Below are 25395 nucleotides of genomic sequence, written 5' to 3'. Positions count from 1 at the left end.
GCCCCGCATCGCGCGCCCGCTTAAGCAGATCGGGCAAATCGGCAATCGCACACCCGCCCTTCTGTTCCTCGTCGCCGATATTCACCTGCACGAACAGCGCCGGTCGCCGCTCGGTCTTGGCGAAGGCCTTGGCCAGCGCCTTGACCAGAGACGGTCGGTCGACGCTGTGGATCGCATCGAACAGCGCGACCGCATCCTCGGTCTTGTTCGACTGCAGCTGGCCGACGAGATGCAGTTCGATATCGGGCGTCTCGGCCTTGAGCGAGGGCCATTTGCCCTGCGCTTCCTGTACGCGGTTCTCGCCGAAAACGCGCTGACCGGCGGCGATCAGCGGGCGGATTGCCGCTGCATCGTGCGTCTTTGAAATCGCGATCAGCGCGATATCGGCCGGTTCGCGCTGCGCGCGTTGTGCCGCGCGCGCGATGCTGTCCTCGACGGCGGACAGCCGGTCTTCGGGTGCGGAGGGATTATCGCCTGTAGCCATAGCGCCTGCTATAGGAAGCCGCGTGCGACGCGGCCACCCACTTCCCCGGCTCTGGATGATGACCGACGAACGGCAGGGCGACAATCTCTGGCCGGCGCTCAAGGCGCTGCCGCGCGGCAGCGGTGTAATTGTGCGGCACTACAGCCTCGCGCCGCCCGAACGGCGAAGGCTGATCGCGCGCATCCGGGAGATTGCGCGCGCGCGCAGGCTGCTGCTCATCGTGGCCGGCTCGGCGCAATTCGCGCGCGCAACTCGAGCGGAAGGATTTCACAGCCGGTCGCCGCATCGCACGCCGCGCGATCTGCTCCGCACCGTTGCCGTCCATGACGAAGCCGAATTGCGGCTGGCCGAACGGATCGGCGCCGATCTCGTTTTCATCTCGCCGGTGTTCGCGACACGGTCGCATCCTGGCGGTCGAACGCTCGGCCGGATGCGATTCGGGCGGCTCGCGACACGGTCCCGCATGCCGGTTGTCGCGCTTGGCGGCATGAACCGTCGGCGCGCGCAATCGTTGCGCGGGTTCGGCATATATGGCTGGGCGGCCATCGGCGCACTTACGCCATCGGCAAGGAAAAACACTCTAAGCTAGAAACGCTTCAGATCAGAAACGGAAAGCGGTGCCGACATAGACGGCCTGGCTGTCGCGGCGCTGGTCGTCGACCTGCTCAAGCCGATGCTCGCGCTGATAGCGGACCCCGCCAGTGATCGCGACGTTGCGGGCAATGCTGTACGAACCGCCGACATCGACCGCGAGCCGTTCCTCATTGTCGATCAGGCTTGGTGCCGATGCCGCAGACGGCCGGTCGGCCGAGACCTGGACCCGGGTGCTCCAACCGCGGCCCGAATAGCTGACGCCGACATCCGCCGATTCGCGCGAACGGCCCGGAATGACGCCATTGTCGACGCGGGCAACGTCGCCCGAAATGGCGAACCGCCGCCAGCCGACGGAGACGCCGAGATTATAGGCGGACGGCGTGATCGCCGTAACGCCGGTCGACGAGCTTTGTGCCATCGCGATCTCGGCATTGCGCTCGGCCTGTGCCGTCGTCGTCGCACGCGCGCGCACGGCCACGGTGACCGGCCGATCGCCCTGACGCGAGGCGGACGGGGTGAACCGCATGCCGCGGCTCGAAATGCCGGCGCGGCGCAGCGCGCGGGCCATGGCAGGGTCGCCCGAGGCCGGCGTGAAGGTGCCGATCGCGCCGGGCGCATTGAGGGAGAGCGAACGGGCCTGCGACTCGGCCGCATCGGGCATGGCCGTCAAACCGGCGACAAACAGCGCCGATCCCGCCAAAGCTGCCAATGTGAAGCGCCCGTACATAATCCAGTTATTCTCCCTGCAACATTGCCCTAGCATGAAGACTTCGAGTCGTTCTACTGGCCGGAGTCGAATCCGGCCCAGTGTTGCGCAAGCTCCACAGCCCGGTTTCCGACGACTCGGAAGAGCGCGCTTGCGGGGGTTGCCCAAGCAGCTATAACCGGGCTTTGTTTCGCTTTCATTTCCACGCAGGTAAGTATCATGTTCCGTATGCGCAATGCCGCCTTTGCCGCTCTTTTGCCGCTGTCTCTCATGGCCTGTGGCGGCGGCGATCGTCCGAACCAGGAACTGGCGCCCGCCCAGGTCTCGACGATCGGCGTCAACAGCTATCTCTGGCGCGCAAGCCTCGAAACGCTCTCCTTCATGCCGATGGCGCAGGTCGATTCGGCGGGCGGCGTGATCGTTACGGACTGGTACGCCAATCCGGCAGCGCCGACGGAGCGGATGAAGCTGACGGTGACCATACTCGACCGCGACCTGCGGGCCGATGCGTTGACCGTCGCCGCGTCGCGTCAGCTATACAATGGCACGCAATGGCTCGAAGCGCCCGTTCAGGCCGCGACCGTCCAGCGGCTCGAGGAGATCATCCTCACCCGGGCCCGCGAATTGCGCCGCAATACCGTGATCGGCTGAGGCCGGTCATGGCCGCAGCGCCGCACTAAACGAAAGTTTTGACGATGCCGTCTCGCTTCAATCCGCAAGCGGTCGACCAAAGGTGGCAGAAAGCCTGGGAAGAGGCCGGGACTTTCGCCGCCGATTCCGCGTCCGCCAAGCCCAAAAGCTATGTGCTCGAGATGTTCCCCTATCCTTCGGGGCGCATCCATATGGGCCATGTCCGCAACTATACGATGGGCGACGTGCTCGCCCGGTATCGCCGAATGACGGGGCATGAGGTGTTGCATCCGATGGGGTGGGACGCATTCGGCATGCCGGCCGAAAATGCGGCGATGGAGAAGAAAGTCCATCCGGGCGCATGGACGCGCGGCAATATCGAGGCGATGCGCGGCCAGCTCAAACGGCTCGGGTTCGCGCTCGACTGGACGCGCGAACTGGCGACCTGCGAACCCGATTATTACGGCCATGAACAGGCGCTGTTCCTCGACCTGTTCGCCGCCGGCCTCGTCTATCGCAAGGAAAGCGCCGTCAACTGGGACCCGGTGGACATGACCGTGCTCGCCAACGAGCAGGTGATCGACGGCAAGGGCTGGCGCTCGGGCGCGCCGGTCGAGCGCCGCAAGCTCAGTCAGTGGTTCCTGAAGATCACGGATTTTGCCGAGGACCTGCTGGCCGGGCTCGGCGAACTCGATCAATGGCCGGACAAGGTCAGGCTGATGCAGGAAAACTGGATCGGCAAGAGCCGCGGCCTGCGTTTCCGCTTCACGCTCAGCGAACCGGTCAACGGGCAGAGCCAGCTCCAGGTCTTCACGACCCGGCCCGATACGATTTTCGGCGCGAGCTTCGTCGCAGTCGCCGCCGATCATCCGCTCGCCGAAGCCGTGGCGTCCAAAAATGCCGAAGCGGCCGCCTTTATCGCGCAATGTCAGTCCGGCGGGACCTCCGCCGCCGATATCGAAAGCGCGGAAAAGCTCGGCTTCGATACGGGGCTGACGGCTGCGCATCCGTTTCAGCCGGAATGGGAATTGCCCGTCTATATCGCGAATTTCGTGCTCATGGATTACGGCACGGGCGCGATATTCGGCGTGCCCGCCCACGACCAGCGCGACATGGATTTCGCCCGCAAATATGGACAGCCCGTGCGCCGTGTTATCGCGGAGGGCGACGACACGGATTCCGATTTCGAGGGCGATGAGGCTTTTTCGGGCGACGGCCTGCTCGTCAATTCACGCTTTCTCGACGGCATGGACGTCGAGACGGCGAAGAGTGCCGTCATCGCGCGCGCCGAAGAAGAGGGCTGGGGCGAAGGCACGACCGAATGGCGATTGCGCGACTGGGGCGTATCGCGCCAGCGCTATTGGGGCACGCCGATCCCGATCGTGCATTGCGAAAACTGCGGCCCCATTGCCGTGCCCAAGGACGAGCTGCCGGTTGCCCTCCCCGAAGACATCGATTTCGAAACGCCCGGCAATCCGCTCGACCGGCACCCGACATGGAAACATGTCGAATGCCCCGAATGCGGCGAAGCAGCGCTGCGCGAAACCGATACGCTCGACACCTTCGTCAACAGCAGCTGGTATTTCATCCGCTTCGCCAGCCAGCCGGACGACAAACCGTTCGACACGGCCGAGGCCGAGGCCTGGCTGCCGGTCGACCAGTATATCGGCGGGGTCGAGCACGCGATCCTCCACCTTCTCTATGCCCGTTTCTGGACGCGCGCGCTCAACCGCATCGGCATGCTCGACGTGAAAGAGCCGTTCGCCGGCCTGTTTACCCAAGGCATGGTCACGCACGAAACATATTACATAGACACCAAGGCCTATTATCTGAGTGAACAAGAAAATGTTCAGAGTGGTTCCGGCGCAGCCACACGCATATGGCTCTCGCCAGAGGAGATTGAACGCGACGGAGAAACGCTAACTGCGCCGGGATGGCCGGGGTTTCCAGTTGAGATCGGCCGCATTGAGAAGATGTCGAAATCGAAGAAGAACGTCGTCGATCCCGATCCGATCGTCGATCAATATGGCGCGGACGCGGTGCGCTGGTTCATGCTGTCCGACAGCCCGCCCGAGCGCGACCTTCCCTGGACAGAGGCCGGAATCGAAGGCGCATGGCGCTTCACGCAGCGGCTTTGGCGGCTGATCGAGGGGAACGCGCCGGGCCAAGGTGCCGATGAAAGTCTCGACCGGAAACTGCACCAGACGATCGCCGGGATCGGCGAGGATATCGAGGCGCTCTCCTTCAACAAGGCCGTCGCCAAGATCTACGAACTCACCAATGCCATCGAAAAGGCAGAGCCGAGTGCGAGCCGCGATACCGCGATCCGCACCATCGTCCGCCTTGTCGCGCCAATGGCGCCGCATCTGGCCGAGGAAAGCTGGCAGGCGCTGGGCGAAACCGGCATGGTCGCCGATGCACCCTGGCCCGAAGCGGACCCGGCGCTGCTCGTCGAGGACGAAGTGACGATCGCGGTGCAGGTGAACGGCAAGCTGCGCGATACGCTGTCGGCGGCGAAAGGCACATCCAAGGCCGATCTCGAAGCGCTGGCGCTCGCATCGGAGAAGATCGCGCGGCAGCTCGATGGCGGGACGCCCAAAAAGATTATCGTCGTGCCCGATCGTCTGGTAAATATCGTCGCGTGATACGGATCGCCGCCCTTGGCCTGTGCTTGCTGACCCTGCTCTCGGCATGCGGTCTGCGCCCGCTCTACGGCGGCGCGGAATCACCGGCGCGCGAGACGCTGGGCGCGGTGGAAATCGGCGGCATTCCAGGGCGCGCCGGCTATCTGATGCGCGGCGCGCTCGCGCAGCGGCTGGGCGCGGTGGGAAGCGAAACGCCGCGCTATCGGCTCGAAGTGACGCTCGACGACCGGATCGAAGGTTTCGGTGTTCGGGCCGACAATGCCGTGACGCGCGAACGGCGGACGCTGCGCGCGCGCTTTCAACTCGTGACCATCGACCGGGGCACCGTGCTGCTCGACGCGACGGCGGGATCGGACGCCGGCATCGACGTCGTGTCCTCCGAATATGCGACGATCGCGGCCGAGGACACGGCGCTCGAGCGCCTGACCGAACAGGTCGCAGACCAGATCGTCGCGCGAATTGCGCTCTATGCGACGCGCCGGGCCGAACAGCGCGCCGGAAATCCGGCGCCCGAGGCCGCGCCCGACCAGGAACTGCCCTAGGTGAAGGCCAATCGCGGCCAGATCAGCCGGGCGCTCTCCGCGCCGAGCGAAGATATCCGCTTCTACCTTCTTTACGGCCCGGACCGGTCCGGCTCCGAGGCGCTTGCCGCGATGCTGGCAAAGGCGATGGGCGAGGAAGCGGAACGGATCGATCTCACTGGGCCCGAGCTCAAATCCGATCCGGCGAAACTGGCCGACGAAGCCGCGGCCATTTCGCTCTTTGGCGGTTCGCGCTTCATCCGCGTCGATCCGGCGGGCGACGAGATTTTCGCGGCGGTCGAAGCGCTGCTCGAGGCGGAAACCGCCGGAAACCCGGTCGTTGCAATCGCCGGCGCGTTGCGCGCGACCAACAAGCTTGTGAAGCTCGCATTCGGCAGCGACGCGGCGATGGCCTGCGCTAGCTATGCACCCGAAGGCCGCGACGCCGACCGGCTGGTGATCGAGATGGCGCAGGAAAGCGGCCTGCAGATTGCGCCCGACGTCGCACGACGGCTCGCGCGCGGCTGCCATGGCGACCGGGCGATATTGGGGAGCGAGCTTACGAAGCTCGCGCTCTATCTCGATGCCGCGCCGGACCGGCCGCGCCGCGTCGATCATGACGTGCTCGATGCGCTCGCGGCCAATAGCGACGAGGGCGACCTGTCGCGGCTGGCCAATCTGGTACTTTCAGGCGATCTGGCCGCGCTCGATCGCGAACTGACGCAGCTCGCCAGCGAAGGACTGAGCGGCATTCCCCTGCTGCGCGCTGTGCTGCGCCGCCTGATGCTGCTCGCCAGTCTGCGCGCCGAGGTCGAGCGCGGCAACAGCGCGCAATCGGTCATCGCGAAGGCGGGCCGCGCGATCTTCTGGAAGGACAAGGCGGTTATCACCGATCAGGTCGAGCGCTGGCGGAGCGATGCGCTCGCCATCGCGATAGACCGGGCGGGTGAAGCCGAGCGGGTTTTGAAGAGCGCCGGCGGGCCGGGTCTCATTGCGGCCGACGAAGAACTGTTCGCAATAGCGCGCAAGGCGCGATCACTGCGATAAGCATCTGAAATCTATATCTTTTCGCCGGACAGCCGCTGACAGATCAGGTCCAGTTGATCGAGCGACTTATAAGCAATACCGACAACGCCGCCCCTGCCGTCATGCTCGATCGCGACCTTGAGGCCGATCGCTTCGCTCAACTGGCGTTCGAGCGCGACGATATCGGCATCGCGTTCCTTGGCGGGTTTGCGCGGCGCAGAATCGCCACCGGGCTTCGCGCGCCGCGCCAGCGCTTCCGCCTCGCGCACCGACAGCCCCTGTGCCGCAATCAGCCGCGCCAATGCCTCGGCATCCGGCGCGGAGATGATCGCCCGGGCATGGCCCATATCGAGCTCGCCGGAGACGACCATCGCGCGCACCGCATCCGGCAGATCGAGCAGGCGCAGCAGATTGGCGACATGGCTGCGCGACTTGTGGACGAGCCGGGCGAGCGCCGCTTGGCTGTGCCCGAAATCGTCGATCAGGCGCTTATAGGCTTCGGCCTCCTCGATCGCGTTCAGGTCTTCGCGCTGAATATTCTCGACCAGCGCGATTTCGAGCGTTTCCGCATCGTCGAAATCGCGGACGATGACCGGTACTTGATGCAGCTGCGCGCGCTGGGCCGCCCGCCAGCGCCGCTCGCCCGCGACGATCTGATATTCGGTGCCCTGCGGCCGCACCACGATGGGCTGAATCATGCCCCGCGCCTCGATCGACCGCGCGAGCTCGCCCAGCGCCTCATCGTCGAAATGCCGGCGCGGCTGATCGGGATGCGGCGCGATCTTGCCGACCGGCAGCAACTGGACGGCGCCTTCGTCCGGTGCCGCGTTAACCGGGCTTTCCTTTTCGACCTCGCCCATCAGCGCAGAAAGGCCACGGCCCAGTCCGGTCGGCTTCTTCTTCGCGGGCGCCTTTTTCGTGGTTCTTTTGTCGCTCATTATCGTCTCTTTCAGGCCGCTGCCGCTTTTTTGGGCAACCGGGCGATGGTTTCGCGCGCCAGTGCCATATAGGCTTCCGATCCGGGGCAGCGATAATCGTAGATCAGCGCCGGCATGCCATGGCTCGGCGCCTCGGAAAGCCGGACATTGCGCGGGATAACGGTGTCGAAAACGAGCTTGCCGAGCACGGCGCGCACATCGTCCGCGACCTGGCCCGACAGGTTGTTGCGGCGATCGTACATGGTCAGCACGACGCCGAAGATCGAAATATCGGGGTTGAACCGTTCGCGCACGCGCTCAACTGTCTGTAAAAGCTGGCTTAATCCTTCAAGCGCAAAAAATTCGCATTGCAGCGGCACAAGCAGAGAGGGCGCTGCGACAAGCGCGTTGATCGTCAACAGCCCCAGCGAGGGCGGACAATCGATGAGGCAAACGTCCCAACGCGATGCCGGTGCGTCGGACAGCGCCATATCGAGGCGCTCCGTTCGCGCTTCATAGTCGACAAGCTCGATTTCCGCGCCCGACAGATCGACCGTAGCGGGTACGACATCGAGCCGCGGAACGCGCGACGCCACGGCCGCTTCTTCCACAGTTGCCTCTCCGATGAGAAGGTCGTAGCTCGAACGCGTACGTTGCTCGTGCGAGATCCCCAGACCGGTAGAGGCGTTTCCCTGCGGATCCAGGTCGAGCAGCAGCACCTTCCAACCCGAGGCCGCGAGCGCCGTCGCGAGATTGATTGCCGTCGTCGTCTTGCCCACACCGCCCTTTTGATTGGCTATCGCGATGCGGATCATGAACGTCTCCTCGGCTTCACATTGCGTGCGACGATTATATGCGCTTCATTGTCGGTCAGACTCGGCACCAGCGCGAAGTCACCTTGCCATGTTCGGCGCGCCTCTTCCAGTTCTTCCTGTGCCCGACGCCCTTTTGGCAACAGCCATTGCGTATGCGCGTTCGAAAAGCGATGCGCGAGCGCAAAGAGGCGCGGCAGTGCGGTAAAGGCGCGCGCCGTGATGACGTCATAGGTAGCGCTTTCGACGCGTTCGAGCCTGCGTCCCTCGACGGTCACGCGGCCACCCAGCGCGAGCCGGTCGATCGCCCGATGGAGAAACTCGACCCGTTTCTTCCGCACCTCGACAAGTGTCATGCGCATATCGCCGATCAGCGCCAGTATCAGGCCGGGGAGACCGGGGCCCGAGCCCAAATCAATCCAGGCGCCGGCGCGCAGGTCGGGATCGGCGAGAGTCAACAGCTGCGCAGAATCGCGAATATGGCGCTCCCAGATTACGTCCATGGTCGATTGCGCGATCAGATTCTGGTGGCGCGATTCTTCCGTCAGCAGCGCGATATAGCATTCGATGCGTTCGAGTGTTTCACGTGAAACATGCAGCGCGTCGGCAAGCCAGTGCCGGACCGCGCTCTCGTCCATCGCACTCACGCGGCGCGCTGACGGGTGTGCACCAATATCGCGGCCAGCGCCGCCGGCGTTATACCACGAATACGCCCGGCCTCGCCCAATGTCCCGGGGCGCGCTGCCTCCAGCCGTTCGACCATCTCCTTCGAAAGGCCGGCAATATCGGCGTAACGGAGCGCTGCCGAAATGCGGATATTTTCGTCTGCATTTAGCCGTGCGATTTCCGCCGCCTGTCGCTCGAGATAAGGCGCATAGCGGATATCCTCGAGCACCTCGCCGATGACGTCATCATCCAGATCCGCACTGTCCGGTACGACCGATCTGAACGCCTCGGACGTCCCTCCCGGTAGCTTCAGCCATTCCGAAAGCGCGCGCGTTTCGCGATGCTGACCGACGGCGATACCCGCTTTTTCCGCCACTTCGGCGGTGGCGGGCTGCCGCGCGGCCTCGCGGAGCCGGGCGATCTGTGCGGCCCGGCGATGCGCGAGCGTCTTTTGCTCCTCGCCGAGACAGTTCCACGCCTCAGCCTTCCCGCTGAGCCGCGTGATCGCATTGTCGGCCCGGAGCCGCAGGCGATATTCGGCGCGCGCGGTTAGCATGCGATACGGTTCCGTGACGCCTTGGAGCACAAGATCGTCGATCATCACGCCGATATAGCTATCATCGCGGTCGAACTTGACCGGCTCGAGCGCCATCGCGAACCTCGCCGCGTTGATACCCGCGACCAGCCCCTGCGCCGCGGCCTCCTCATACCCCGTGGTGCCATTGATCTGCCCGGCCAGATACAGCCCCGGCATCGTGCGCACGCCGAGATCGTGACCCAATATGCGTGGATCGACATAATCATATTCAACCGCATAGCCGAGCTGCGCGATCTCGACTTTATCCAGCCCGGCGATGGTCCGCAGGAAATCGCGCTGTACATCCGCGGGCATCGATGTCGAGATGCCGTTCGGATAGACGGTCGGGTCATCGAGGCCTTCCGGTTCCAGGAAAATCTGGTGCCCGTCGCGGTCACCGAAGCGATGGATCTTGTCCTCGATCGACGGGCAATAGCGGGGTCCCTCACCCTGGATCTCGCCGGAAAACAGCGGCGACCGGTCAAGCGAGTTCCGGATGATATCGTGCGTGCGCGCGTTGGTCCGCGTAATCGCGCAAAAGACTTCCGGATTGCGCCGGCCCGGCGTGCGCGCGGACATGGTCCAGCGTTCTCCATCGGACGGCTGCACTTCGAGCGCCGCCCAATCGATCGTTCGGCCGTCGAGCCGCGGCGGCGTGCCAGTCTTCAGGCGCGCCATCGGCAAATCGGCGGCCCGAAGCTGCTCCGCCATCGCCGTCGCCGCGCGTTCGCCGACACGCCCGCCCGCGTGGTTCTCCAAACCGAAATGTAGTTTAGCGCCAAGAAACGTCCCGGTGGCCAGCACAACGGAACTTGCGGCAAGCACGCGCCCGCCATCGACGACAAGGCCACGCACGCGCTGCCCGTCGGTATCGAGATCGAGCGCCGTCGCCTCCGCCTCGACTATGTCGAGCAGCGGCTCGTCGGCGAGCATATCCTGGATTGCCGCGCGATACAGCGCCCGATCCGCCTGTATCCTCGGCCCGCGCACCGCCGCGCCCTTGCTCTGGTTAAGCATACGGTAGTGGATCGCTGCCGCGTCCGACGCCCGGCCGATCAGACCGTCGAACGCGTCCACCTCGCGCACCAGATGGCCCTTGCCCAGACCCCCGATCGCCGGATTGCAGGACATCGCACCGATCATGTCGCGCCGCATCGACACGAGCGCCGTGCGCGCGCCCGTACGCGCAGCCACCGCCGCCGCTTCGCAGCCTGCATGGCCGCCGCCTACGACAATCACGTCATAGCGTTCACTGCTTCCGCTTTTCGCCATGCGCGGCCCATATCAGCGTCGCCGTGCGAGTCCAAGATGTTTCACGTGAAACGCTCGCGGCTATTTGCCGATGCAGAAGCGCCCGAACAGCGCATCGAGCATGTCTTCGACTCCGCCATGGCCGCTCAGACGGTCCAGCGCCGCGCGCGCCTGCCGGATCGTCTCCACGAGCAAGATCCAGTCGCCGCCCTGCGCCGTCTCAAGACTCGCCCCTGCATCGCGCAGGGCTTGCCGCTGCCGCTGGTTGAGCGCCAACTGGTCATCGCGCGGCAGCATTGCGCGCGCGCGCTCCAGCAGCAAAGCCCGCAACGCGTCCATCCCCTCGCCTGTCTTCGCCGAAACCGCGAGCACCGCCTGCTCGGGTTTGGTCGCCCGCCCGCCCTCATCCGCGCGTGCATGGAGAATGACGACGCGATCGCCGTCCGGCGCATCCGCGGGCGCGCCAAGCCAGAGAATGATATCTGCTCGCTGCGAAGTCTGACGGGCCCGCGCCACACCTTCATCTTCGATCGCGTCCCCGCTCTCGCGCAGCCCGGCCGTATCGCTGAACAGGAACGCGACGCCATCGATATCGACCGGCGCTTCGATCACGTCGCGCGTCGTGCCAGCCGTTGGCGAAACGATCGCCGCCTCGCGCGCAATGAGCGCGTTGAACAGCGTCGACTTGCCGGCATTGGGCGGCCCCGCCAGCGCGACCCGGATCCCGTCGCGTAACCGCTCGGCCGGCGGCGCTTCCAGCACCGTAAGAATTTCACTGTGAACATCGCTCGCGACGTCCAGCGCGAATTTCTCGTCACCCTCGTCGACATCGCCCTCGTCGGAAAAATTGAGCACCGCCTCCAGCCGCGCCTCGGCCGCAAGCAACCGTTCCCGCCAGTCGGCAATCCGGCTCGCCAATCCGCCTTCCGCCATCGCCAGCGCATGGCGGCGCTGGCTCTCCGTTTCGGCAGCCAACAAATCGCCGAGCCCCTCAGTCTCCGAAAGGTCCATCCGCCCGCTCAGGAAAGCGCGGCGCGTGAACTCCCCCGCCTCGGCCCCGCGCAAGCCATTCATATCGCTCAGGATTTCGAGCATCTTCGCCGCTACGGCGCGGCTGCCATGAACATGAAATTCGGCCATATCCTCGCCGGTCGCCGTGTCGGGGCCCGGAAACCACAATATCAACGCCCGGTCGACCGGCTCGCCATTGTCGGGATCGCGGATCAGCGCCAGGGATGCGCGGCGCGATTCGAACGTCCGGCCTGTCAGCGCTGCGAGCGCGGCACCGCTCTGCGGACCGCTCAGGCGGATAATGGCAATCGCGCTGGGAAGACCGGCCGTCGACAGCGCGAATATCGTCGTGCCGTCATGCCCCGTCAGCGCCATCGGCGCGACATCACTTCTTCGTGCCGCTGATCTGATCGAAGAACCGCGTCCACATCGAAAGCCCCGCCTCGCTCATCGGGCCCCAGCTGCGCATCAGTTTTTCGATGGTATCGGGCGTGATCCCCTCCTCCATCGTCTCCTTCATCCTGTCGAGATAAAGGTCGTGCAGCGGCGTAAGGTCCGGCAGCCCCAGAAAGCGGCGCGCTTCTTCCGGCGTGCAATCGACATCGACAGTGACTTTCATGGACGGGCTCCCTCAATTCTCTGGCCTTTCCATACGCAATGCGCGAAACTCCGTCCATGACCTGCCATATTATTGCGAGCCCGATCGGCGCGATAACGATATCGGCCAATGCCGACGCGCTGACATCGATCGATTTCCTCGGCGCATCCGCCGAGCCGGACCGCAGCGATCATCCGCTGCTCCGCGAAACCGCACGGCAGATAGACGCCTATTTCGCCGGCACGCTGCGCCGCTTCGATCTGCCGCTCGAACCGGCTTCGACGGCGCGCGGCAACGAGCTGCGCGCGGCGATCGTCGCCATCCCCTATGGCGAAGCGCAAAGCTATGGCGAGGTCGCCCGCCGTATCGAATCCGGCCCGCGCGCCATCGGCCGGGCGTGCAGCCACAATCCGCTCCCGCTGGTCGTGCCCTGTCACCGCGTCATCGCGGCGGGTGGGCGGATCGGCTATTATTCGGGCGGCGACGGCATATCCACGAAGCGATTCCTTTTGAATCACGAAACCGGACAGGAGGACAGCCAATGGGCAGCATGACCAAGATTTCGACACTGAGCGGCGGCGAGACGTTCGGCGCCTATCGCGCCGCGCCAACGGGAGAAGCGAAAGCCGCGATCATCGTCATCCAGGAGATTTTCGGCGTAAATCCGGGCATTCGCGCCAAATGCGACCATTGGGCGAGCGAAGGCTATCTGGCGCTCGCGCCCGACCTCTTCTGGAGACTCAAGCCTGGCGTCGAACTCGATCCCGATGTCGATACCGAGTTCCAGACCGCGCTCGATCTGATGGGCGAGTTCGATCAGGATCAGGGCGTGCGCGATATCGAGGCGACGATTCACGCCGCCCGCGAGGAGATTGGCGGGGAGAGCCGCGCCAAGGTCGGCTGTGTCGGCTATTGCCTGGGCGGGCGGCTCGCCTTCATGACCGCGGCGCGCACGGATATCGACGCCAGCGTCGGTTATTATGGCGTCGGGATCGATGGGCTGCTCGGCGAGAAACATGCGATCGCCCATCCGATCATGCTGCACATCCCGACCGCGGACGGCTTCGTGCCCGCCGAGGCACAGGCGGCCATGCATGAAGGGCTCGACGATCATGCGAAGGTCACGCTGCATGACTATGAGGGGCTGGATCACGGTTTCGCGACCGAGTTCGGCAATCGCCGCAACGATGAAGCGGCCGAGCTCGCGGACAGCCGGACGACGGCCTTTTTCGCCGAGCATCTCGGATGACCATCGATCCCCGTCTCCAGCGCTGGTTCGATCATATGGAGGGCGACCGGAGCGCGGAGAGCCTCCGGCCGCTGCTCGCCGAGAATGCGACCTTCCACTCGCCCGTCGTGCATACCCCGCAGCGCGGCATCGATCTTACGCTCGCCTATCTGACAGCGGCGGACACGGTGTTCGGCAATGGCAGCTTCGCCTATGTCCGCACGCTCGTCGATGGCGACAATGCGATGCTCGAGTTCACCGCCGAGATAGACGGGATCCATATCAACGGGATCGACCTCATCCATTGGAATGCGGACGGCCTGATCGACGATTTCAAGGTGATGGTGCGGCCATTGAAGGCGATCAACATGCTCTGGAAGATGATGGGCGAACAGCTTGAAAAACAGGCGAGTTAGCCGTTAACCCTCTTTCTTGAAACGAATTTTACCGTAAGGGCATCGCCTGCGCTACTGTCCGGCGATGGTATCGCTCCGTGCATTCCTCCTTATCCTGCTGCTCGCGTACAGCACAGCGGCGCTGGGACAGCGGGGCACGAGCCTCGCGCTCGATGCGCCATGGCATGGTTTGCCGCAGATCACGGTCATGCTGAACGATACGGTAGAGGGGCGTTTCATCGTCGATACGGCGGCGAGCAAAACGATGCTTTCCCGCGAAACGGTCCGCAGGCTCGGCCTGGACGGGCGTGGTGCGCCTGCTCGCCTTAACGGCTCAACGGGTAGAATCGCCACCCAGTATCACAGACTCGCCAGCCTGCGCCTGGGAACGCGTAACTATCGTCAGCTCACCGCGTTCGAATTTCCGCGTACCGCCGATATCGGCCCGGTCGACGGGTTGGTCGGTGCGGATATCCTGCGCGATCATGTGCTCGAGTTCGACAATCGCCGCGGCAGGTTTCAGCTGCTCGATCCGCGGCTGGATCCCGCCCAAGGCGAGGACAGCTGGGCGATCATCCCGTTCCATGAGCGCGCGGACGGCCTGCTGATCGTCGAGGTGACGATCGGCCGGGTGCGCATGCCCGCACTATTCGATACCGGCGCGACGCAGAATATCGTCAACCCGGCGGCCGCGCGCGCGATCGGATTGCGGCTGTTTCCCGACAGCGCGTCCCGATCGGCGATCGGCGGCGCGTCCGGCCATATCCGCGAAATGCACCAGATCGATATCAGCCGGCTGTCGGTCGGCGATATCGCATTCGGCTGGACCCGGATTGGCGTGACCGACCTGGCGGTCTTCGAAACGCTGGGAATAGGGGACGGTCCGGCGATGCTGCTCAGCGCGGCCATGCTGTCGGACCGCCGCTTCATCGTCGATTATCCGCGCGACAGGCTGCTCGTCGAACGCCGCCCGGATTAGGCGAACAGAGTCATCAGCCCGATCTCGGGGTCTATCGTGCCCTCGTAGATCATGCGGACCGCGACCCAGAGGATCACGAGCAGGCCGATATAGGCGATCCATTTATAGCGCTCGATGTACCGCGCGATGATATTCGCCGCGAGGCCCATCAGCGCGACCGAGAGCAAGAGCCCGATGACGAGGATGCCCGGATGCTCTCGCGCCGCGCCGGCAACGCCCAGCACATTGTCGAGGCTCATCGAAACGTCCGCCGCCGTGACTGCCCAGACCGCGCCCCAGAAGCTGCGCGCGGGTTTCAGGCCCGAATGCTCGTCGCCGGCAATTTCTTCCGAACCGGCGGATTCGCCCATATGATGCAGTTCGCGCCAGAATTTCCAGGCCACCCATAACAGTAAGAGCCCGCCGGCAAGGATCAGCCCGACAATGCCGAGCAGCACGCTGACGATCAGCGCGAAAAAGATGCGCAGCACGAGCGCCGCGCCGATACCGATCAGGATGACCTTCCGGCGCTGGTCCGCCGGCAGACCGCCGGCCAGCGCGCCGACGACGATCGCGTTATCGGCCGCGAAGACGAGATCGATGAGCACCACCTGGCCGAACGCGGCGAGCGCCGAGGGATCGTCGAGATTCGAAAAATCGTGGATGATCGCCTGCCAGATTTCCGCCGGAGAGCCGAGCCCGCCGGGCGCGGCATGGCTGGCAATCTGGATCAGCGAGAAGATATCGATCATCGGTCGGACAACGCCCCGTGCGCGTTATTGGTTCATCGAATCGAAGAAATCCTCGTTGGTCTTCGAATCCTTCATCTTGTCGAGCAGGAATTCCATCGCGTCCACCGTGCCCATCTGCATCAGGATGCGGCGCAGGACCCACATCTTGGCGAGATTGTCCTTGTCGACGAGCAATTCTTCCTTTCGCGTGCCGGACTTGCCGACGTCGAGCGCCGGGAAGATGCGCTTGTCGGAGACCTTGCGGTCGAGCACGATTTCCGAGTTGCCCGTGCCCTTGAACTCTTCGAAGATCACCTCGTCCATCCGGCTGCCGGTGTCGATCAGCGCGGTGGCGATAATGGAAAGGCTTCCGCCCTCCTCGATATTGCGCGCCGCGCCGAAGAAGCGTTTCGGGCGCTGCAGCGCATTGGCGTCGACACCGCCGGTGAGCACCTTGCCCGAGCTTGGCACGACCGTGTTGTAGGCACGGCCAAGGCGGGTGATCGAGTCGAGCAGGATCACGACATCCTTCTTGTGCTCGACGAGACGCTTGGCCTTTTCGATCACCATTTCGGCGACCTGCACATGGCGCTGGGCGGGTTCGTCGAACGTGGAACTGATCACCTCGCCCTTCACCGAGCGCTGCATGTCGGTGACTTCCTCAGGCCGCTCGTCGATCAGCAGCACGATCAGATAGACCTCGGGATGGTTGTCGGTGATCGCCTTGGCGATGTTCTGCAGCAAAACGGTCTTACCCGTGCGCGGCGGCGCGACGATCAGCGCGCGCTGGCCCTTGCCCTGCGGCGAGATGATGTCGATGACGCGGGCCGACTTGTCCTTGACCGTCGGATCCTTGCTGTCGAGCTCGAGCTTCTCGTCCGGATAGAGCGGCGTCAGATTGTCGAAATTGACGCGCGTGCGCAGATATTCGGGATCGTCGAAATTGATCTCCGTAACCTTGGTCAGCGCGAAATAGCGTTCGCCATCCTTCGGTCCGCGGATTTCACCCTCGACCGTGTCGCCGGTCCGAAGCCCGAATTTACGAACCTGGTTGGGAGATACATAGATATCGTCGGGGCCGGCGAGATAGTTCGCTTCAGGGCTGCGCAGAAAACCGAACCCGTCGGGCAGCACTTCGATCGTGCCCATGCCCATGATCTGCTCGCCATTCTCGCTCTCGGCCTTGAGGATGCCGAACAGCAGGTCCTGCTTGCGCAGCGTCGAAGCGCCCTCGACGCCGAGATCTTCGGCCATCTTGACGAGCTCGGCCGGCTTTTTCTGTTTTAAGTCTTTGAGATGCATAACGGATTCCTGGCGGAAAATATATCGTGGAGAAGCGTCGGTGCCTGAGAAAGATGCGCCGGAAAAGTATCGCGCCGCACAAGGACGGGCGGCGGGTGCTTGGTCAGCGAGTTAGTGAGCGATGGCCCGCAAGTCAAGCAAAAGGGCCCGCCCAAAGCCGGGTCAAAATGGGCGGACAATCACCAATATGACTATGATCGCCGCCGCTATCCCCGGTATCTCGTTGAGCATCCGCAACCGCTTGCCCGATAGCGGCCGCTCGCCGCGCGCGAGCTTCTTGCGATAGGCCATCAGCCAGCCCTGATAACCGGAGAGCGCGACCACGAAGAGCAGCTTGGCGTGAAACCAGGGCTGGGCCCAGATATTGAGATAATAGGCGAGCGCGAGCCCCAGCACCCAGACGATCAGCATCGACGGGTTCATGATGATCGTCGACAATTTGTCCTCTCGCTCGACCCAGGCGGTCGCTTCGGTCGACCCTTCCGGCGCCTCCTGATGATAGACGAAGAAGCGCGGCAGCATGAAGAGCCCGGCCATCCAGAAGATCACGAAGATGATATGCGCGGCCTTGAGCCAGGGATAGGCGAGCGTCAGGACTTCGGTCATCGCTCAGCCCTGGCGCACACACGCGAGCAGATGTTCGACATGGGCGATCGGGGTATCGGGCAGGATGCCATGGCCGAGATTGAACACATGCGGCCGCCCAGCGAAAGCCCTTTTTATCCGGTCGGTCGCATGATCGAGCCGCTCGCCGCCGGCGATCAGCGCCAGCGGATCGAGATTGCCCTGCACCGGCAATGCCTCCGGCAGCGCATCGGCCGCCCATTCGGGATCGATCGTTTCGTCTATGCCGAGCGCGTCCACCATCGTCTCGCGCGCATAGGCGGGCAGCTTTTCGCCCGCGCCCTTCGGAAAGCCGATGATCGGCGTGTCCGGATAGCGATCCCGCAATTCGGCGACGATCTTCGCATTGGGCGCGATGACCCAGTGTTCGAACTGCGCCGGCGAAAGACTGCCCGACCAGCTGTCGAACAGCTGCACCGCATCGACGCCGGCTTCGATCTGCTTGCCGAGATAGTCGACCGTGCTGGCCGCGATCGCGTCGATGATCGCACCGAAGGCCTTCGGGTCGCGATAGGCCATGCGCCGCGTTTCGGCCTGATCGCGGCTGCCTTGTCCGGCGACCATATAGGTCGCGACGGTCCAGGGGCTGCCGGCGAAACCGAGAAACGTCGTTTCGGGCGGCAAGTCGCGCGCGACGAGACGGACGGTTTCGTACACCGGGTCCAGCCGTTCCGGCGCGGCTTCCAATCCATCGAGCGCATAATCGACGAGCGGCGGCGACAGGCGCGGGCCCTCGCCGGCCATGAACCGCAGATCCTGCCCCAATGCGTGCGGGATGACGAGGATGTCGGAAAACAGGATCGCCCCGTCGAAGCCGAAGCGCCGGATCGGCTGGAGCGTTACATCGGCAGCCGCCTCGCTGTCATGGACGAGATCGAGAAAGCCGCCCTTCTCGGCGCGCAGGGCGCGATATTCGGGAAGATACCGCCCGGCCTGGCGCATGAGCCAGACGGGTGTCGGATCGCGCCGTTCGCCACGCAGCACGGCGAGCAAGGGGCGATCGGCTTGTCGGGTGTCCGACGGTTCGGAAGGCGCGTCTATCACTATCTATACTTATATATTTATAAAATTGATGGAGTCAGTTGCAGGCTTGGCAACGGGGTTTAGTCGGCGCTGCCGGTAAAGCCAACAGCTTGACTCATGCACGAGTCCGAGAAGGCCGCGGAGTCGATTCCCTTATCCCGGAGATTCACATCCTGTGCGCGGAATCCATTCCCTGTGGACGATATGGCGGAGCGAATTTCGATTTGCGGGAGGGGTTTCGCCGCTTGCCTCTATCCCGAAATGTCAGCTAGCGCCGTCATCAGGCTTTTCCACATATTTGTCCGCGGCGGACCGAGCGATACAGGCACTCCAATGATCCGGCTTCATCTCCATCTGATATCGGACTCGACCGGCGAAACGCTCGAGAATATCGCCAAGGCAGGCCTCGCCCAGTTCGACGATGTCGAGACGATCAAGCATTTCTGGCCGATGGTGCGCAGCGAAGGCCATCTCGATCGCGTCCTCGACGATATCGGGAAGCAGCCGGGTCTCGTACTCTATACGCTCGTCGACCATGTTGTCCGCCGCAAGCTGGAAATGCGGTGCCGGGCGATGGGCCTGCCCGCGGTCTCGGCGCTCGATCCGGTTATCGATGCGCTCTCGCGCCTGCTCGGCATGGAAGCCAAGGAACGGCCCGGCCGTCAGCATGCGCTCGATGCTGCCTATTTCCAGCGCGTCGAGGCGATCCAGTATACGATCGCGCACGACGACGGTGTCGCGCCGGAGGATTGGGACCGAGCCGATATCGTGCTGGCCGGCGTGTCGCGCACTTCGAAAACGCCGACGAGCATCTATCTCGCCAATCGCGGCTACAAGGTCGCCAACGTGCCGCTCGTGCCCGAATCCCCGCCGCCCGACACGCTCTACCGGCTCAAAAACCCGGTCGTCATCGGCCTGACGACGAGCCCCGACCGGCTCGTCCAAGTGCGGCGGAACCGGCTGCTCAGTCTCAACCAGACGCCGGAAACCGATTATGTCGATCGCGACCGGGTCAAGGCCGAAGTCGGCTTTGCCCGCCGGATTTTTGCGGATAACGACTGGCCGGTGATCGACGTGACCCGGCGCTCGATCGAGGAAAGCGCTGCCGCGATCCTCAACATCGTCAGCGACCGCGCGAACAGGGACGGGCACATCCAGCCCGACGAAACGATATCGCCCAGCTGATCCTCGCTTCGCAGAGCGCGACGCGGCGCGCGATGCTCGACGCGGCGGGCGTGCCGTTCGAGGCGATGGCGGCCGGCATCGACGAAGACGCGGCGAAGCAATCGCTGCGCGCGGAAAACATGTCGCCGCGCGATCTGGCGGATGCCCTGGCCGAGCTGAAAGCCGTGAAACTCTCGCGCCGGTTTCCCGAGGCTCTCATCCTCGGTTGCGATCAGGTCGCCTCGCTCGGCGACCGGATATTCGACAAGGCGGAATCGCGGGAGGAAGCGCGCGCGCATCTGCAGGCGCTGCGCGGCGAAACGCATCGCCAGACCAGCGCCGCGGTGATCTGCGAGGCGGGCAAGCCGGTATGGCGGCATATCGATGTCGCGAAGCTCGCGATGCGCGAGTTCACCGACGAATTTCTCGATGTCTATCTGGACGCCGAATGGCCCGCGATAGGCGGCTGCGCGGGCGGTTACCGGCTCGAAGGACGCGGCGCGCAGCTTTTTGCGCGGATCGACGGCAGCCATTTCACGATCCTCGGCCTGCCCTTGCTGCCCCTGCTCGATTATCTGCGGGTGCGCGGAGTCATGCCGACATGACCATTCCCTACGCCGAAGTGATCGGGGATCCGATCGCGCACAGCAAATCGCCGCTGATCCATGGTTTCTGGCTCGAGCGCCTGGGTATCGATGCTGAATATCGTGCGCAGCACGTAACGGCCGAGGGGCTGGCTGAGTATTTTGCGCAGCGGAAGGCTGATCCGGATTGGCGCGGCTGCAATATCACCATCCCGCACAAGGAAAGTGCGCTCGACCATGCCGAGGATCGCGGCGGCCTGCGCGATTCGATCGGTGCGATCAACACCGTTTTGCGCGACGAAGATGGGATGCTGATCGGCACGAATACGGACGCGGCCGGATTCTATGCACCTATTGCGGATCTGGCGCTGGACGGCGCGGCGGTGGGGGTGATCGGCGCGGGCGGCGCGGCGCGCGCCGTGCTCTTTGCATTGCAGCGCGCCGGTGCCGGACCGGTGACGATCCTCAACCGGACTCCGCTCAAGGGCGCCGCATTGCTCGCGAAATTCGGATTGCAAGGCGACGCCGTGCCGCTCGATACGCCGCTGCCGCCGGTGGCTTTGCTCGTCAATGCGAGTCCGCTCGGCATGACGGGGCAGGATCCGCTCCAGCTCGATCTCGACGCGCTGCCCGAAGATGCGGTCGTCTACGATCTCGTCTATGCGCCGCTCGAAACGGATTTGCTGGCTGCGGCGCGCGACCGGGATCTGGCGACGATAGATGGGCTCGATATGCTGATCGGCCAGGCGGCGATTGCGTTCGAACTGTTTTTCGGCGAAGCGCCGCCGCGCGAGGATGAAGAAGAATTGCGGGAGCGTCTGATCGGATGATCCTTCTCGGCCTCACCGGCTCGATCGGCATGGGAAAGTCGACCGTCGCGGCGATGTTCGCCGCACGCGGCGTGCCCGTGTTCGATGCAGATGCCGAGGTGCACCGGCTGCAGGGGCCGGGCGGCGAGTTGGTCGAAGCCATCGAACAGGTTTTTCCAGGTACGACCGGGCCGGACGGTGTGGATCGCGCGAAACTGTCCGAGGCGGTTCTCGGTGACCGCGAAAAACTGCGCGCACTGGAAGAGCTCATCCATCCGGCCGTGGGCCTCAGCCGCGCCGCCTTTCTGGAGGAGCATCGCGACGCGCGGATGGTGCTGTTCGATATCCCCTTGCTCTACGAGAAAACCGGCGATGCGGGACTCGACGCGGTGATCGTCGTGTCCGCACCCGCTGAGGCGCAGCGCGAGCGCGTGCTCCGGCGGCCCGGCATGACCGAAGAAAAATTCGAGCATATTCTGGGGCTGCAGATGCCCGACGCCGAAAAACGCGCGCGCGCCGATTTCGTGATCGACACCGGCGGGCCGCTCGAGCAAACCCGCGCGCAAGTTGACGCGCTCGTCACTTGCCTAAGCGCGCATGACGTCCGATATTGCAAGCAATGCGTGAAATAGTTTTCGATACGGAAACCACGGGACTCAGCCCGGCCGACGGGCATAGGCTTGTGGAGATCGGTGCGCTCGAATTGGTCAATCGCGTCGAGACGGGGCGCAGCTTCCACATTTACTGCAATCCGGAACGCGAAATGCCGAGCGATGCCTTCGCTGTGCATGGGCTGTCGGATGCGTTTCTCGCGAACAAGCCGCTCTTTTCCGCCGAGGCGCAGAATTTTCTCGATTTTATCGAGGACAGCCCGCTGGTCGCGCACAATGCGCAGTTCGATTTCGGTTTTCTGAACGCGGAGCTCGAACGGGCTGGGCATGCCGCCGTGGCGATGGATCGGATGATCGATACGCTCGCCATAGCGCGGACCAAGCATCCCGGCGCGAAACACAGTCTCGACGCGTTGTGCACGCGTTACGGTGTCGACCGCAGCCAGCGTGTGCTGCACGGCGCACTGCTGGACGCGCAATTGCTGTCCCAGGTCTATGTCGAACTGACCGGCGGCCGGCAGATCGGCCTGACGCTCGGTGCGCGGGAAGACGTGCAATCCGAGGCGCAAGCAACGCCACTGCAAAGAGCGCCGCGCCGTCCCATGCGCGAGCCGCGTCCGCATGCTGCCTCGGACGAAGAGCGCGCGCGCCATGCGGCATTTATCGCCCGGTTGACCGATCCGCTATGGCCGGCCGACCGGTTCGCGGATTGAAAGAGAAGCGCGGTGCCGCCCATGGGCGCCGCAGGATGATGAAGGACTGACCAAATGGATATTCGTGTATCGGGCCATCAGGTGGAAACCGGCGATGCGCTGAAAGATCATGTCGAAGACCGCATGACGGCGATCGCGGACAAATATTTCGCGCGCGCCATCTCCGCGCATGTCACCTTCGGCAAGGGACCGCGCGATCATGGTTTCCGCTGCTCGATCGTCGCCCATGTCATGCAGGGGGTGATTCTCAAGGGCGAGGCGGATAGCCCCAGCGATGCCCATGCCGCGTTCGAAGAGGCCGCTGGCCATGTCGAGAAGCAGTTGCGGCGTCACATGGACCGGTTGAAGGACCATCACAAACATTCGAACGGCGAAATGCCGCCTGTCATGCCTGAATCGAACGCCGGCTATACCGTGTTCGGCGGAAGCGACGAAGCGGAAGACGTGCCGGACAATCCGCCGATCATCGCGGAAATGAGCGTCGACATCCCTGATGCGAGCGTTTCCAACGCCGTATGGATGCTGGATTTGCGCAATACCAACGCATTGCTCTTCAAAAACAGCGATACCGGGGTATATAATATGGTGTACCGGCGCCGCGATGGCTCCATCGGCTGGGTAGAACCCGAGCGGCCGGTTTAAACCATATCAACTGTCCCGGCCGCGGTTTCTGCGGACCGCCAGCCTGTCTCCCATTCTGCCCTCAAGGTGCCCAATGTCCGAGTTCGAGTTTCCGAGTCCCGCCTTCGTCGTGTTCGTCGATGCGGTGGAGAACAAGTCGGCCCTGTTCCGCCTGATCGCCAAGCGCGCCGCGGATATTGCGGATGCGGATCCGCAGATGATCGAGGCGCAGCTGAACGCGCGCGAAGAGCTCGGTTCGACGGGTTTCGGTGACGGTGTGGCGATTCCGCATGGACGGATCGACTCCCTGGAAAAGCCGTTCGGCATATTCTTCCGGCTCGAAACGCCGGTCGATTATGATTCGGTGGACGATCTGCCGGTCGATTGCGTGTTTGCGCTCTTCTCGCCCGAGGCGGACGGCGCCGCCCATCTCAGGGCGCTCGCGCGGATCAGCCGGCGGTTCCGCGACGGCGATTTCGTCGCGAAGCTGCGCGGCGCGCGCTCGGCCGATGCGGTGTTCGCGCTGATGTCCGAATTCGAGGCGGCGGACGCTGCCTGAGACCGGATCCGGCGATGCGCCGCTCGCCGGTGCCGAGGCGCATTTCCGGGCGCTCGAATCGCTGTACGATTCGGCGCCGATCAACGATATCTGGCGATCGCGGCTCGAGATCGTCGAGAGCGGCGTTTCCCGGATCCGCTTCGACCTCGACGAGCGTTATTACCACGCGGCCGGCGCGATCCACGGCACGACCTATTTCAAGATGCTCGACGATGCCGCCTTTTATGCGGCGAACAGCCTCGTATCGGACCGGTTCCTGCTGACGACCGGCTTCAACCTGCTGTTCACGCGGCCGATGACCGGCGGGTCGGTGACGGCGGAAGGCCGCTGGGTCAGCGGGCAGCGCCGCGTGTTCGTGGCGGAGGCACGGCTAATCGATGCGGAGGGCGAAGAGGCGGCGCGCGGCACGGGCACCTTCATGAAATCGCGCATCCCGCTTTCCTCGCTCGACGGCTATCGCCTGCCGGCATGAGTGCGCGGATCACCAGCAAGACGCTTGTCGGGGCACTGCGCCGCGCGGCGGAGGCGGCCGGCGGCCATGCGATGGTGCTGACCAAGGGCGACGAGATCTCCGGGTCGGTGCTGCTCGCGCTTGCCGATCGCGGTGTCGTGCATGGGCTTCGTGAACGCGGCCTTGCGCCGGACGGCAGCTATCAATGGGTTGCAGCCGGTCCGGAAGATGCCTCCGACGCGGAAGCGCTGAGCGCTTATCTCGAGCGCCGCCGGAAATTCGATCCCGATATCTGGGTGGTCGAGATCGATCTCGACGCGCCCGAGACCTGGCTCGAAGACTTTATCGGCGCCGCCTAGCGGCCTTTCCGCGACTATCCCGTTCGGACACGTATCCACAAATCCCATCGCGTCATTCCAGCGAAAGCTGGAATCTCCGGCCGCAAACGCCCTTGCCTATCCGCCTGAGATCCCAGCTTTCGCTGGAATGGCGGGGCATCAGTTATTCGAAAGCGACAGGCCCCGGCCTTTCATTCGTTCGGCCTTTGTTCTATCGGTTTCCCATGGACGACCTGCAGACCGCCGATATCGCAACGCCGGTGACGACCGGCGATGTCTGCCGCGGCGTCGCGCGTCTGCTCTTTCACCACGGGCTTATCGCACTGCCGGAAGTGACGCTGGGCAATGGCCGGCGCGCCGACCTCATGGGAATCGATGCCAAGGGGCATATCGTTATCGTCGAGGTCAAGGTCAGCCGCGCCGACCTGCTCGGCGACGGCAAGTGGCAGGACTATCTCGATTATTGCGACCGCTTTTTCTGGGCGGTGCCGACCGGCTTCGACATGGCGCTATGCGAGCGCGCAGAGCTCCAGCCCGACGTCGCCGGTCTGATCGTCGCCGACGCTTATGATGCGGCGTTTATGCGCGACGCGGCCGAACGCCCCGTGGCGGCCGCGCGCCGCCGGGCGGAAACGCTGCGCTTCGCGCGCCGCGCCGCCGGGCGCCTGCTGGCCGCCGAAGATCCGCATCTCGACGGTTTCGATTGAGGCGCGCCGCCGGACAGTAGCGTTAATTGGGGCTCGGCCCGAAAACCGCGGTATCTTCCGGCTGTTCTTCCGCCGAATTCACAATTTCGAGAATGTCTGCCGCACGCGCGTCCCGGGCCCCATAGTCGCGCCCCCACAA

Annotated in this window: 31 protein-coding genes; 19 read left to right on the top strand and 12 right to left on the bottom strand. The window is 64.1% G+C overall.

Annotation, left to right across the window (positions count from 1 at the left end; genetic code table 11):
• On the bottom strand, positions 1 to 484 hold a 484-nt coding region (locus ACTS1Z_RS08105), incomplete at its 3' end, for a YggS family pyridoxal phosphate enzyme (protein ID WP_442623942.1).
• A 22-nt stretch (positions 485 to 506) separates the two neighbouring features.
• On the opposite strand from ACTS1Z_RS08105, the gene ACTS1Z_RS08100 reads away from it, so the two are divergent.
• The gene (locus ACTS1Z_RS08100; RefSeq protein WP_442623941.1) at positions 507 to 1073 is read left to right on the top strand and encodes a thiamine phosphate synthase; all 567 of its coding nucleotides are present in this window, start codon (positions 507 to 509) and stop codon (positions 1071 to 1073) included.
• A gap of 12 nt (positions 1074 to 1085) precedes the next feature.
• Here ACTS1Z_RS08100 and ACTS1Z_RS08095 read toward each other — a convergent pair whose 3' ends face one another.
• Positions 1086 to 1805: a porin gene (locus tag ACTS1Z_RS08095; protein WP_442623940.1), complete on the bottom strand. Its 720-nt coding sequence runs from the start codon at positions 1803 to 1805 to the stop codon at positions 1086 to 1088.
• A 198-nt stretch (positions 1806 to 2003) separates the two neighbouring features.
• Here ACTS1Z_RS08095 and ACTS1Z_RS08090 point away from each other — a divergent pair, with 198 nt between their 5' ends.
• The 4 genes from ACTS1Z_RS08090 to holA are packed head-to-tail and all read left to right on the top strand — an operon-like array spanning position 2004 to position 6627.
• Positions 2004 to 2435 (top strand): DUF3576 domain-containing protein, encoded by a 432-nt coding sequence (locus ACTS1Z_RS08090; RefSeq protein ID WP_442623939.1) that lies wholly within the window; start codon positions 2004 to 2006, stop codon positions 2433 to 2435.
• Positions 2436 to 2479: 44 nt separating this feature from the next.
• Positions 2480 to 5059 carry a leucine--tRNA ligase gene (gene leuS / locus ACTS1Z_RS08085; protein ID WP_442623946.1) on the top strand — a complete coding sequence of 860 codons (2580 nt, stop codon included), beginning with the start codon at positions 2480 to 2482 and terminating at the stop codon, positions 5057 to 5059.
• The gene (gene lptE / locus ACTS1Z_RS08080) at positions 5056 to 5601 is read left to right on the top strand and encodes an LPS assembly lipoprotein LptE (RefSeq protein WP_442623938.1); all 546 of its coding nucleotides are present in this window, start codon (positions 5056 to 5058) and stop codon (positions 5599 to 5601) included. The genes leuS and lptE overlap by 4 nt, the downstream gene beginning before the upstream one ends.
• On the top strand, positions 5602 to 6627 hold the full coding sequence (gene holA / locus ACTS1Z_RS08075; RefSeq protein ID WP_442623937.1) for a DNA polymerase III subunit delta: 1026 nt from the start codon (positions 5602 to 5604) through the stop codon (positions 6625 to 6627).
• A gap of 11 nt (positions 6628 to 6638) precedes the next feature.
• On the opposite strand, the gene ACTS1Z_RS08070 is transcribed toward holA, so the two are convergent.
• The 6 genes from ACTS1Z_RS08070 to ACTS1Z_RS08045 are packed head-to-tail and all read right to left on the bottom strand — an operon-like array spanning position 6639 to position 12459.
• Positions 6639 to 7544 (bottom strand): ParB/RepB/Spo0J family partition protein, encoded by a 906-nt coding sequence (locus tag ACTS1Z_RS08070; RefSeq protein ID WP_442623936.1) that lies wholly within the window; start codon positions 7542 to 7544, stop codon positions 6639 to 6641.
• Positions 7545 to 7555: 11 nt separating this feature from the next.
• Complete coding sequence (locus tag ACTS1Z_RS08065) at positions 7556 to 8338, bottom strand: ParA family protein (RefSeq protein WP_442623935.1); 783 nt, start codon at positions 8336 to 8338, stop codon at positions 7556 to 7558.
• The gene (gene rsmG, locus ACTS1Z_RS08060; RefSeq protein ID WP_442623945.1) at positions 8335 to 8973 is read right to left on the bottom strand and encodes a 16S rRNA (guanine(527)-N(7))-methyltransferase RsmG; all 639 of its coding nucleotides are present in this window, start codon (positions 8971 to 8973) and stop codon (positions 8335 to 8337) included. Before rsmG ends, ACTS1Z_RS08065 begins: the two co-directional genes overlap by 4 nt.
• Positions 8974 to 8978: 5 nt before the next feature.
• On the bottom strand, positions 8979 to 10850 hold the full coding sequence (gene mnmG, locus ACTS1Z_RS08055; protein WP_442623934.1) for a tRNA uridine-5-carboxymethylaminomethyl(34) synthesis enzyme MnmG: 1872 nt from the start codon (positions 10848 to 10850) through the stop codon (positions 8979 to 8981).
• 60 nt (positions 10851 to 10910) lie between these two features.
• The gene (mnmE, locus tag ACTS1Z_RS08050) at positions 10911 to 12215 is read right to left on the bottom strand and encodes a tRNA uridine-5-carboxymethylaminomethyl(34) synthesis GTPase MnmE (RefSeq protein WP_442623933.1); all 1305 of its coding nucleotides are present in this window, start codon (positions 12213 to 12215) and stop codon (positions 10911 to 10913) included.
• A 10-nt stretch (positions 12216 to 12225) separates the two neighbouring features.
• Positions 12226 to 12459: a DUF6489 family protein gene (locus tag ACTS1Z_RS08045; RefSeq protein ID WP_442623932.1), complete on the bottom strand. Its 234-nt coding sequence runs from the start codon at positions 12457 to 12459 to the stop codon at positions 12226 to 12228.
• Positions 12460 to 12515: 56 nt separating this feature from the next.
• On the opposite strand from ACTS1Z_RS08045, the gene ACTS1Z_RS08040 reads away from it, so the two are divergent.
• From ACTS1Z_RS08040 to ACTS1Z_RS08025, 4 genes are all read left to right on the top strand, one after another.
• The gene (locus ACTS1Z_RS08040) at positions 12516 to 12992 is read left to right on the top strand and encodes a methylated-DNA--[protein]-cysteine S-methyltransferase (protein WP_442623931.1); all 477 of its coding nucleotides are present in this window, start codon (positions 12516 to 12518) and stop codon (positions 12990 to 12992) included.
• Complete coding sequence (locus ACTS1Z_RS08035; RefSeq protein WP_442623930.1) at positions 12980 to 13687, top strand: dienelactone hydrolase family protein; 708 nt, start codon at positions 12980 to 12982, stop codon at positions 13685 to 13687. Before ACTS1Z_RS08040 ends, ACTS1Z_RS08035 begins: the two co-directional genes overlap by 13 nt.
• The gene (locus tag ACTS1Z_RS08030) at positions 13684 to 14082 is read left to right on the top strand and encodes a nuclear transport factor 2 family protein (RefSeq protein ID WP_442623929.1); all 399 of its coding nucleotides are present in this window, start codon (positions 13684 to 13686) and stop codon (positions 14080 to 14082) included. The genes ACTS1Z_RS08035 and ACTS1Z_RS08030 overlap by 4 nt, the downstream gene beginning before the upstream one ends.
• Before the next feature lie 64 nt (positions 14083 to 14146).
• The gene (locus tag ACTS1Z_RS08025; protein ID WP_442623928.1) at positions 14147 to 15040 is read left to right on the top strand and encodes a retroviral-like aspartic protease family protein; all 894 of its coding nucleotides are present in this window, start codon (positions 14147 to 14149) and stop codon (positions 15038 to 15040) included.
• Here the strand turns inward: ACTS1Z_RS08025 and ACTS1Z_RS08020 are convergent.
• The 4 genes from ACTS1Z_RS08020 to hemE all read right to left on the bottom strand — a co-directional run bounded on the left by ACTS1Z_RS08020 (position 15037) and on the right by hemE (position 18717).
• The gene (locus ACTS1Z_RS08020; RefSeq protein WP_442623927.1) at positions 15037 to 15771 is read right to left on the bottom strand and encodes a TerC family protein; all 735 of its coding nucleotides are present in this window, start codon (positions 15769 to 15771) and stop codon (positions 15037 to 15039) included. The two genes, ACTS1Z_RS08025 and ACTS1Z_RS08020, sit on opposite strands and share 4 nt — an antisense overlap.
• Positions 15772 to 15795: 24 nt before the next feature.
• Entirely contained in the window at positions 15796 to 17052 is a 1257-nt protein-coding gene (gene rho, locus ACTS1Z_RS08015; protein WP_442623926.1) for a transcription termination factor Rho, read from the bottom strand.
• Positions 17053 to 17214: 162 nt separating this feature from the next.
• Positions 17215 to 17658 carry a CopD family protein gene (locus ACTS1Z_RS08010; RefSeq protein ID WP_442623925.1) on the bottom strand — a complete coding sequence of 148 codons (444 nt, stop codon included), beginning with the start codon at positions 17656 to 17658 and terminating at the stop codon, positions 17215 to 17217.
• Positions 17659 to 17661: 3 nt separating this feature from the next.
• On the bottom strand, positions 17662 to 18717 hold the full coding sequence (hemE, locus tag ACTS1Z_RS08005; RefSeq protein ID WP_442623944.1) for a uroporphyrinogen decarboxylase: 1056 nt from the start codon (positions 18715 to 18717) through the stop codon (positions 17662 to 17664).
• 315 nt (positions 18718 to 19032) lie between these two features.
• Here hemE and ACTS1Z_RS08000 point away from each other — a divergent pair, with 315 nt between their 5' ends.
• The 10 genes from ACTS1Z_RS08000 to ACTS1Z_RS07955 all read left to right on the top strand — a co-directional run bounded on the left by ACTS1Z_RS08000 (position 19033) and on the right by ACTS1Z_RS07955 (position 25256).
• Positions 19033 to 19884 carry a pyruvate, water dikinase regulatory protein gene (locus ACTS1Z_RS08000; RefSeq protein WP_442623924.1) on the top strand — a complete coding sequence of 284 codons (852 nt, stop codon included), beginning with the start codon at positions 19033 to 19035 and terminating at the stop codon, positions 19882 to 19884.
• Between the two features lie 32 nt (positions 19885 to 19916).
• Positions 19917 to 20468, top strand: a complete 552-nt coding sequence (locus ACTS1Z_RS07995) for a Maf family protein (RefSeq protein ID WP_442623923.1) — start codon at positions 19917 to 19919, stop codon at positions 20466 to 20468.
• On the top strand, positions 20465 to 21277 hold the full coding sequence (aroE, locus tag ACTS1Z_RS07990; RefSeq protein WP_442623922.1) for a shikimate dehydrogenase: 813 nt from the start codon (positions 20465 to 20467) through the stop codon (positions 21275 to 21277). Before ACTS1Z_RS07995 ends, aroE begins: the two co-directional genes overlap by 4 nt.
• A complete protein-coding gene (gene coaE, locus ACTS1Z_RS07985) occupies positions 21274 to 21888 on the top strand; it encodes a dephospho-CoA kinase (protein ID WP_442623921.1) in 615 nt (204 codons plus the stop codon). The genes aroE and coaE overlap by 4 nt, the downstream gene beginning before the upstream one ends.
• Positions 21876 to 22580 carry a DNA polymerase III subunit epsilon gene (gene dnaQ / locus ACTS1Z_RS07980; protein ID WP_442623920.1) on the top strand — a complete coding sequence of 235 codons (705 nt, stop codon included), beginning with the start codon at positions 21876 to 21878 and terminating at the stop codon, positions 22578 to 22580. The genes coaE and dnaQ overlap by 13 nt, the downstream gene beginning before the upstream one ends.
• Positions 22581 to 22634: 54 nt before the next feature.
• A complete protein-coding gene (hpf, locus tag ACTS1Z_RS07975) occupies positions 22635 to 23222 on the top strand; it encodes a ribosome hibernation-promoting factor, HPF/YfiA family (protein ID WP_442623919.1) in 588 nt (195 codons plus the stop codon).
• A 73-nt stretch (positions 23223 to 23295) separates the two neighbouring features.
• A complete protein-coding gene (locus tag ACTS1Z_RS07970; RefSeq protein ID WP_442623918.1) occupies positions 23296 to 23760 on the top strand; it encodes a PTS sugar transporter subunit IIA in 465 nt (154 codons plus the stop codon).
• Positions 23753 to 24232, top strand: coding sequence for a PaaI family thioesterase (locus ACTS1Z_RS07965; protein WP_442623943.1), 480 nt, complete (start codon positions 23753 to 23755; stop codon positions 24230 to 24232). The genes ACTS1Z_RS07970 and ACTS1Z_RS07965 overlap by 8 nt, the downstream gene beginning before the upstream one ends.
• Positions 24229 to 24570, top strand: a complete 342-nt coding sequence (locus ACTS1Z_RS07960; RefSeq protein WP_442623917.1) for a DUF1491 family protein — start codon at positions 24229 to 24231, stop codon at positions 24568 to 24570. The genes ACTS1Z_RS07965 and ACTS1Z_RS07960 overlap by 4 nt, the downstream gene beginning before the upstream one ends.
• Before the next feature lie 203 nt (positions 24571 to 24773).
• Complete coding sequence (locus ACTS1Z_RS07955) at positions 24774 to 25256, top strand: MmcB family DNA repair protein (RefSeq protein ID WP_442623916.1); 483 nt, start codon at positions 24774 to 24776, stop codon at positions 25254 to 25256.
• The last annotated feature ends 139 nt before the right edge of the window (positions 25257 to 25395 follow it).

It is taken from the genome of Parasphingopyxis sp. (assembly GCF_052168295.1).
Classification (GTDB): domain Bacteria; phylum Pseudomonadota; class Alphaproteobacteria; order Sphingomonadales; family Sphingomonadaceae; genus Parasphingopyxis.
Note: the sequence above shows the minus strand (reverse complement) of the source record. Positions and strands in the feature narration are given on the sequence as shown.

What these genes read in the sequence shown, in the direction of transcription:
- ACTS1Z_RS08095 (WP_442623940.1), bottom strand. Translation starts at nt 1,805, where the DNA reads ATGTACGGGCGCTTCACATTGGCAGCTTTGGCGGGATCGGCGCTGTTT.
- ACTS1Z_RS08090 (WP_442623939.1), top strand. Translation starts at nt 2,004, where the DNA reads ATGTTCCGTATGCGCAATGCCGCCTTTGCCGCTCTTTTGCCGCTGTCT.
- leuS (WP_442623946.1), top strand. Translation starts at nt 2,480, where the DNA reads ATGCCGTCTCGCTTCAATCCGCAAGCGGTCGACCAAAGGTGGCAGAAA.
- ACTS1Z_RS08070 (WP_442623936.1), bottom strand. Translation starts at nt 7,544, where the DNA reads ATGAGCGACAAAAGAACCACGAAAAAGGCGCCCGCGAAGAAGAAGCCG.
- ACTS1Z_RS08065 (WP_442623935.1), bottom strand. Translation starts at nt 8,338, where the DNA reads ATGATCCGCATCGCGATAGCCAATCAAAAGGGCGGTGTGGGCAAGACG.
- rsmG (WP_442623945.1), bottom strand. Translation starts at nt 8,973, where the DNA reads ATGGACGAGAGCGCGGTCCGGCACTGGCTTGCCGACGCGCTGCATGTT.
- mnmG (WP_442623934.1), bottom strand. Translation starts at nt 10,850, where the DNA reads ATGGCGAAAAGCGGAAGCAGTGAACGCTATGACGTGATTGTCGTAGGC.
- mnmE (WP_442623933.1), bottom strand. Translation starts at nt 12,215, where the DNA reads ATGGCGCTGACGGGGCATGACGGCACGACGATATTCGCGCTGTCGACG.
- ACTS1Z_RS08045 (WP_442623932.1), bottom strand. Translation starts at nt 12,459, where the DNA reads ATGAAAGTCACTGTCGATGTCGATTGCACGCCGGAAGAAGCGCGCCGC.
- ACTS1Z_RS08040 (WP_442623931.1), top strand. Translation starts at nt 12,516, where the DNA reads ATGACCTGCCATATTATTGCGAGCCCGATCGGCGCGATAACGATATCG.
- ACTS1Z_RS08035 (WP_442623930.1), top strand. Translation starts at nt 12,980, where the DNA reads ATGGGCAGCATGACCAAGATTTCGACACTGAGCGGCGGCGAGACGTTC.
- ACTS1Z_RS08030 (WP_442623929.1), top strand. Translation starts at nt 13,684, where the DNA reads ATGACCATCGATCCCCGTCTCCAGCGCTGGTTCGATCATATGGAGGGC.
- ACTS1Z_RS08025 (WP_442623928.1), top strand. Translation starts at nt 14,147, where the DNA reads ATGGTATCGCTCCGTGCATTCCTCCTTATCCTGCTGCTCGCGTACAGC.
- ACTS1Z_RS08020 (WP_442623927.1), bottom strand. Translation starts at nt 15,771, where the DNA reads ATGATCGATATCTTCTCGCTGATCCAGATTGCCAGCCATGCCGCGCCC.
- rho (WP_442623926.1), bottom strand. Translation starts at nt 17,052, where the DNA reads ATGCATCTCAAAGACTTAAAACAGAAAAAGCCGGCCGAGCTCGTCAAG.
- ACTS1Z_RS08010 (WP_442623925.1), bottom strand. Translation starts at nt 17,658, where the DNA reads ATGACCGAAGTCCTGACGCTCGCCTATCCCTGGCTCAAGGCCGCGCAT.
- ACTS1Z_RS08000 (WP_442623924.1), top strand. Translation starts at nt 19,033, where the DNA reads ATGATCCGGCTTCATCTCCATCTGATATCGGACTCGACCGGCGAAACG.
- ACTS1Z_RS07995 (WP_442623923.1), top strand. Translation starts at nt 19,917, where the DNA reads ATGCTCGACGCGGCGGGCGTGCCGTTCGAGGCGATGGCGGCCGGCATC.
- aroE (WP_442623922.1), top strand. Translation starts at nt 20,465, where the DNA reads ATGACCATTCCCTACGCCGAAGTGATCGGGGATCCGATCGCGCACAGC.
- coaE (WP_442623921.1), top strand. Translation starts at nt 21,274, where the DNA reads ATGATCCTTCTCGGCCTCACCGGCTCGATCGGCATGGGAAAGTCGACC.
- dnaQ (WP_442623920.1), top strand. Translation starts at nt 21,876, where the DNA reads ATGCGTGAAATAGTTTTCGATACGGAAACCACGGGACTCAGCCCGGCC.
- hpf (WP_442623919.1), top strand. Translation starts at nt 22,635, where the DNA reads ATGGATATTCGTGTATCGGGCCATCAGGTGGAAACCGGCGATGCGCTG.
- ACTS1Z_RS07970 (WP_442623918.1), top strand. Translation starts at nt 23,296, where the DNA reads ATGTCCGAGTTCGAGTTTCCGAGTCCCGCCTTCGTCGTGTTCGTCGAT.
- ACTS1Z_RS07960 (WP_442623917.1), top strand. Translation starts at nt 24,229, where the DNA reads ATGAGTGCGCGGATCACCAGCAAGACGCTTGTCGGGGCACTGCGCCGC.
- ACTS1Z_RS07955 (WP_442623916.1), top strand. Translation starts at nt 24,774, where the DNA reads ATGGACGACCTGCAGACCGCCGATATCGCAACGCCGGTGACGACCGGC.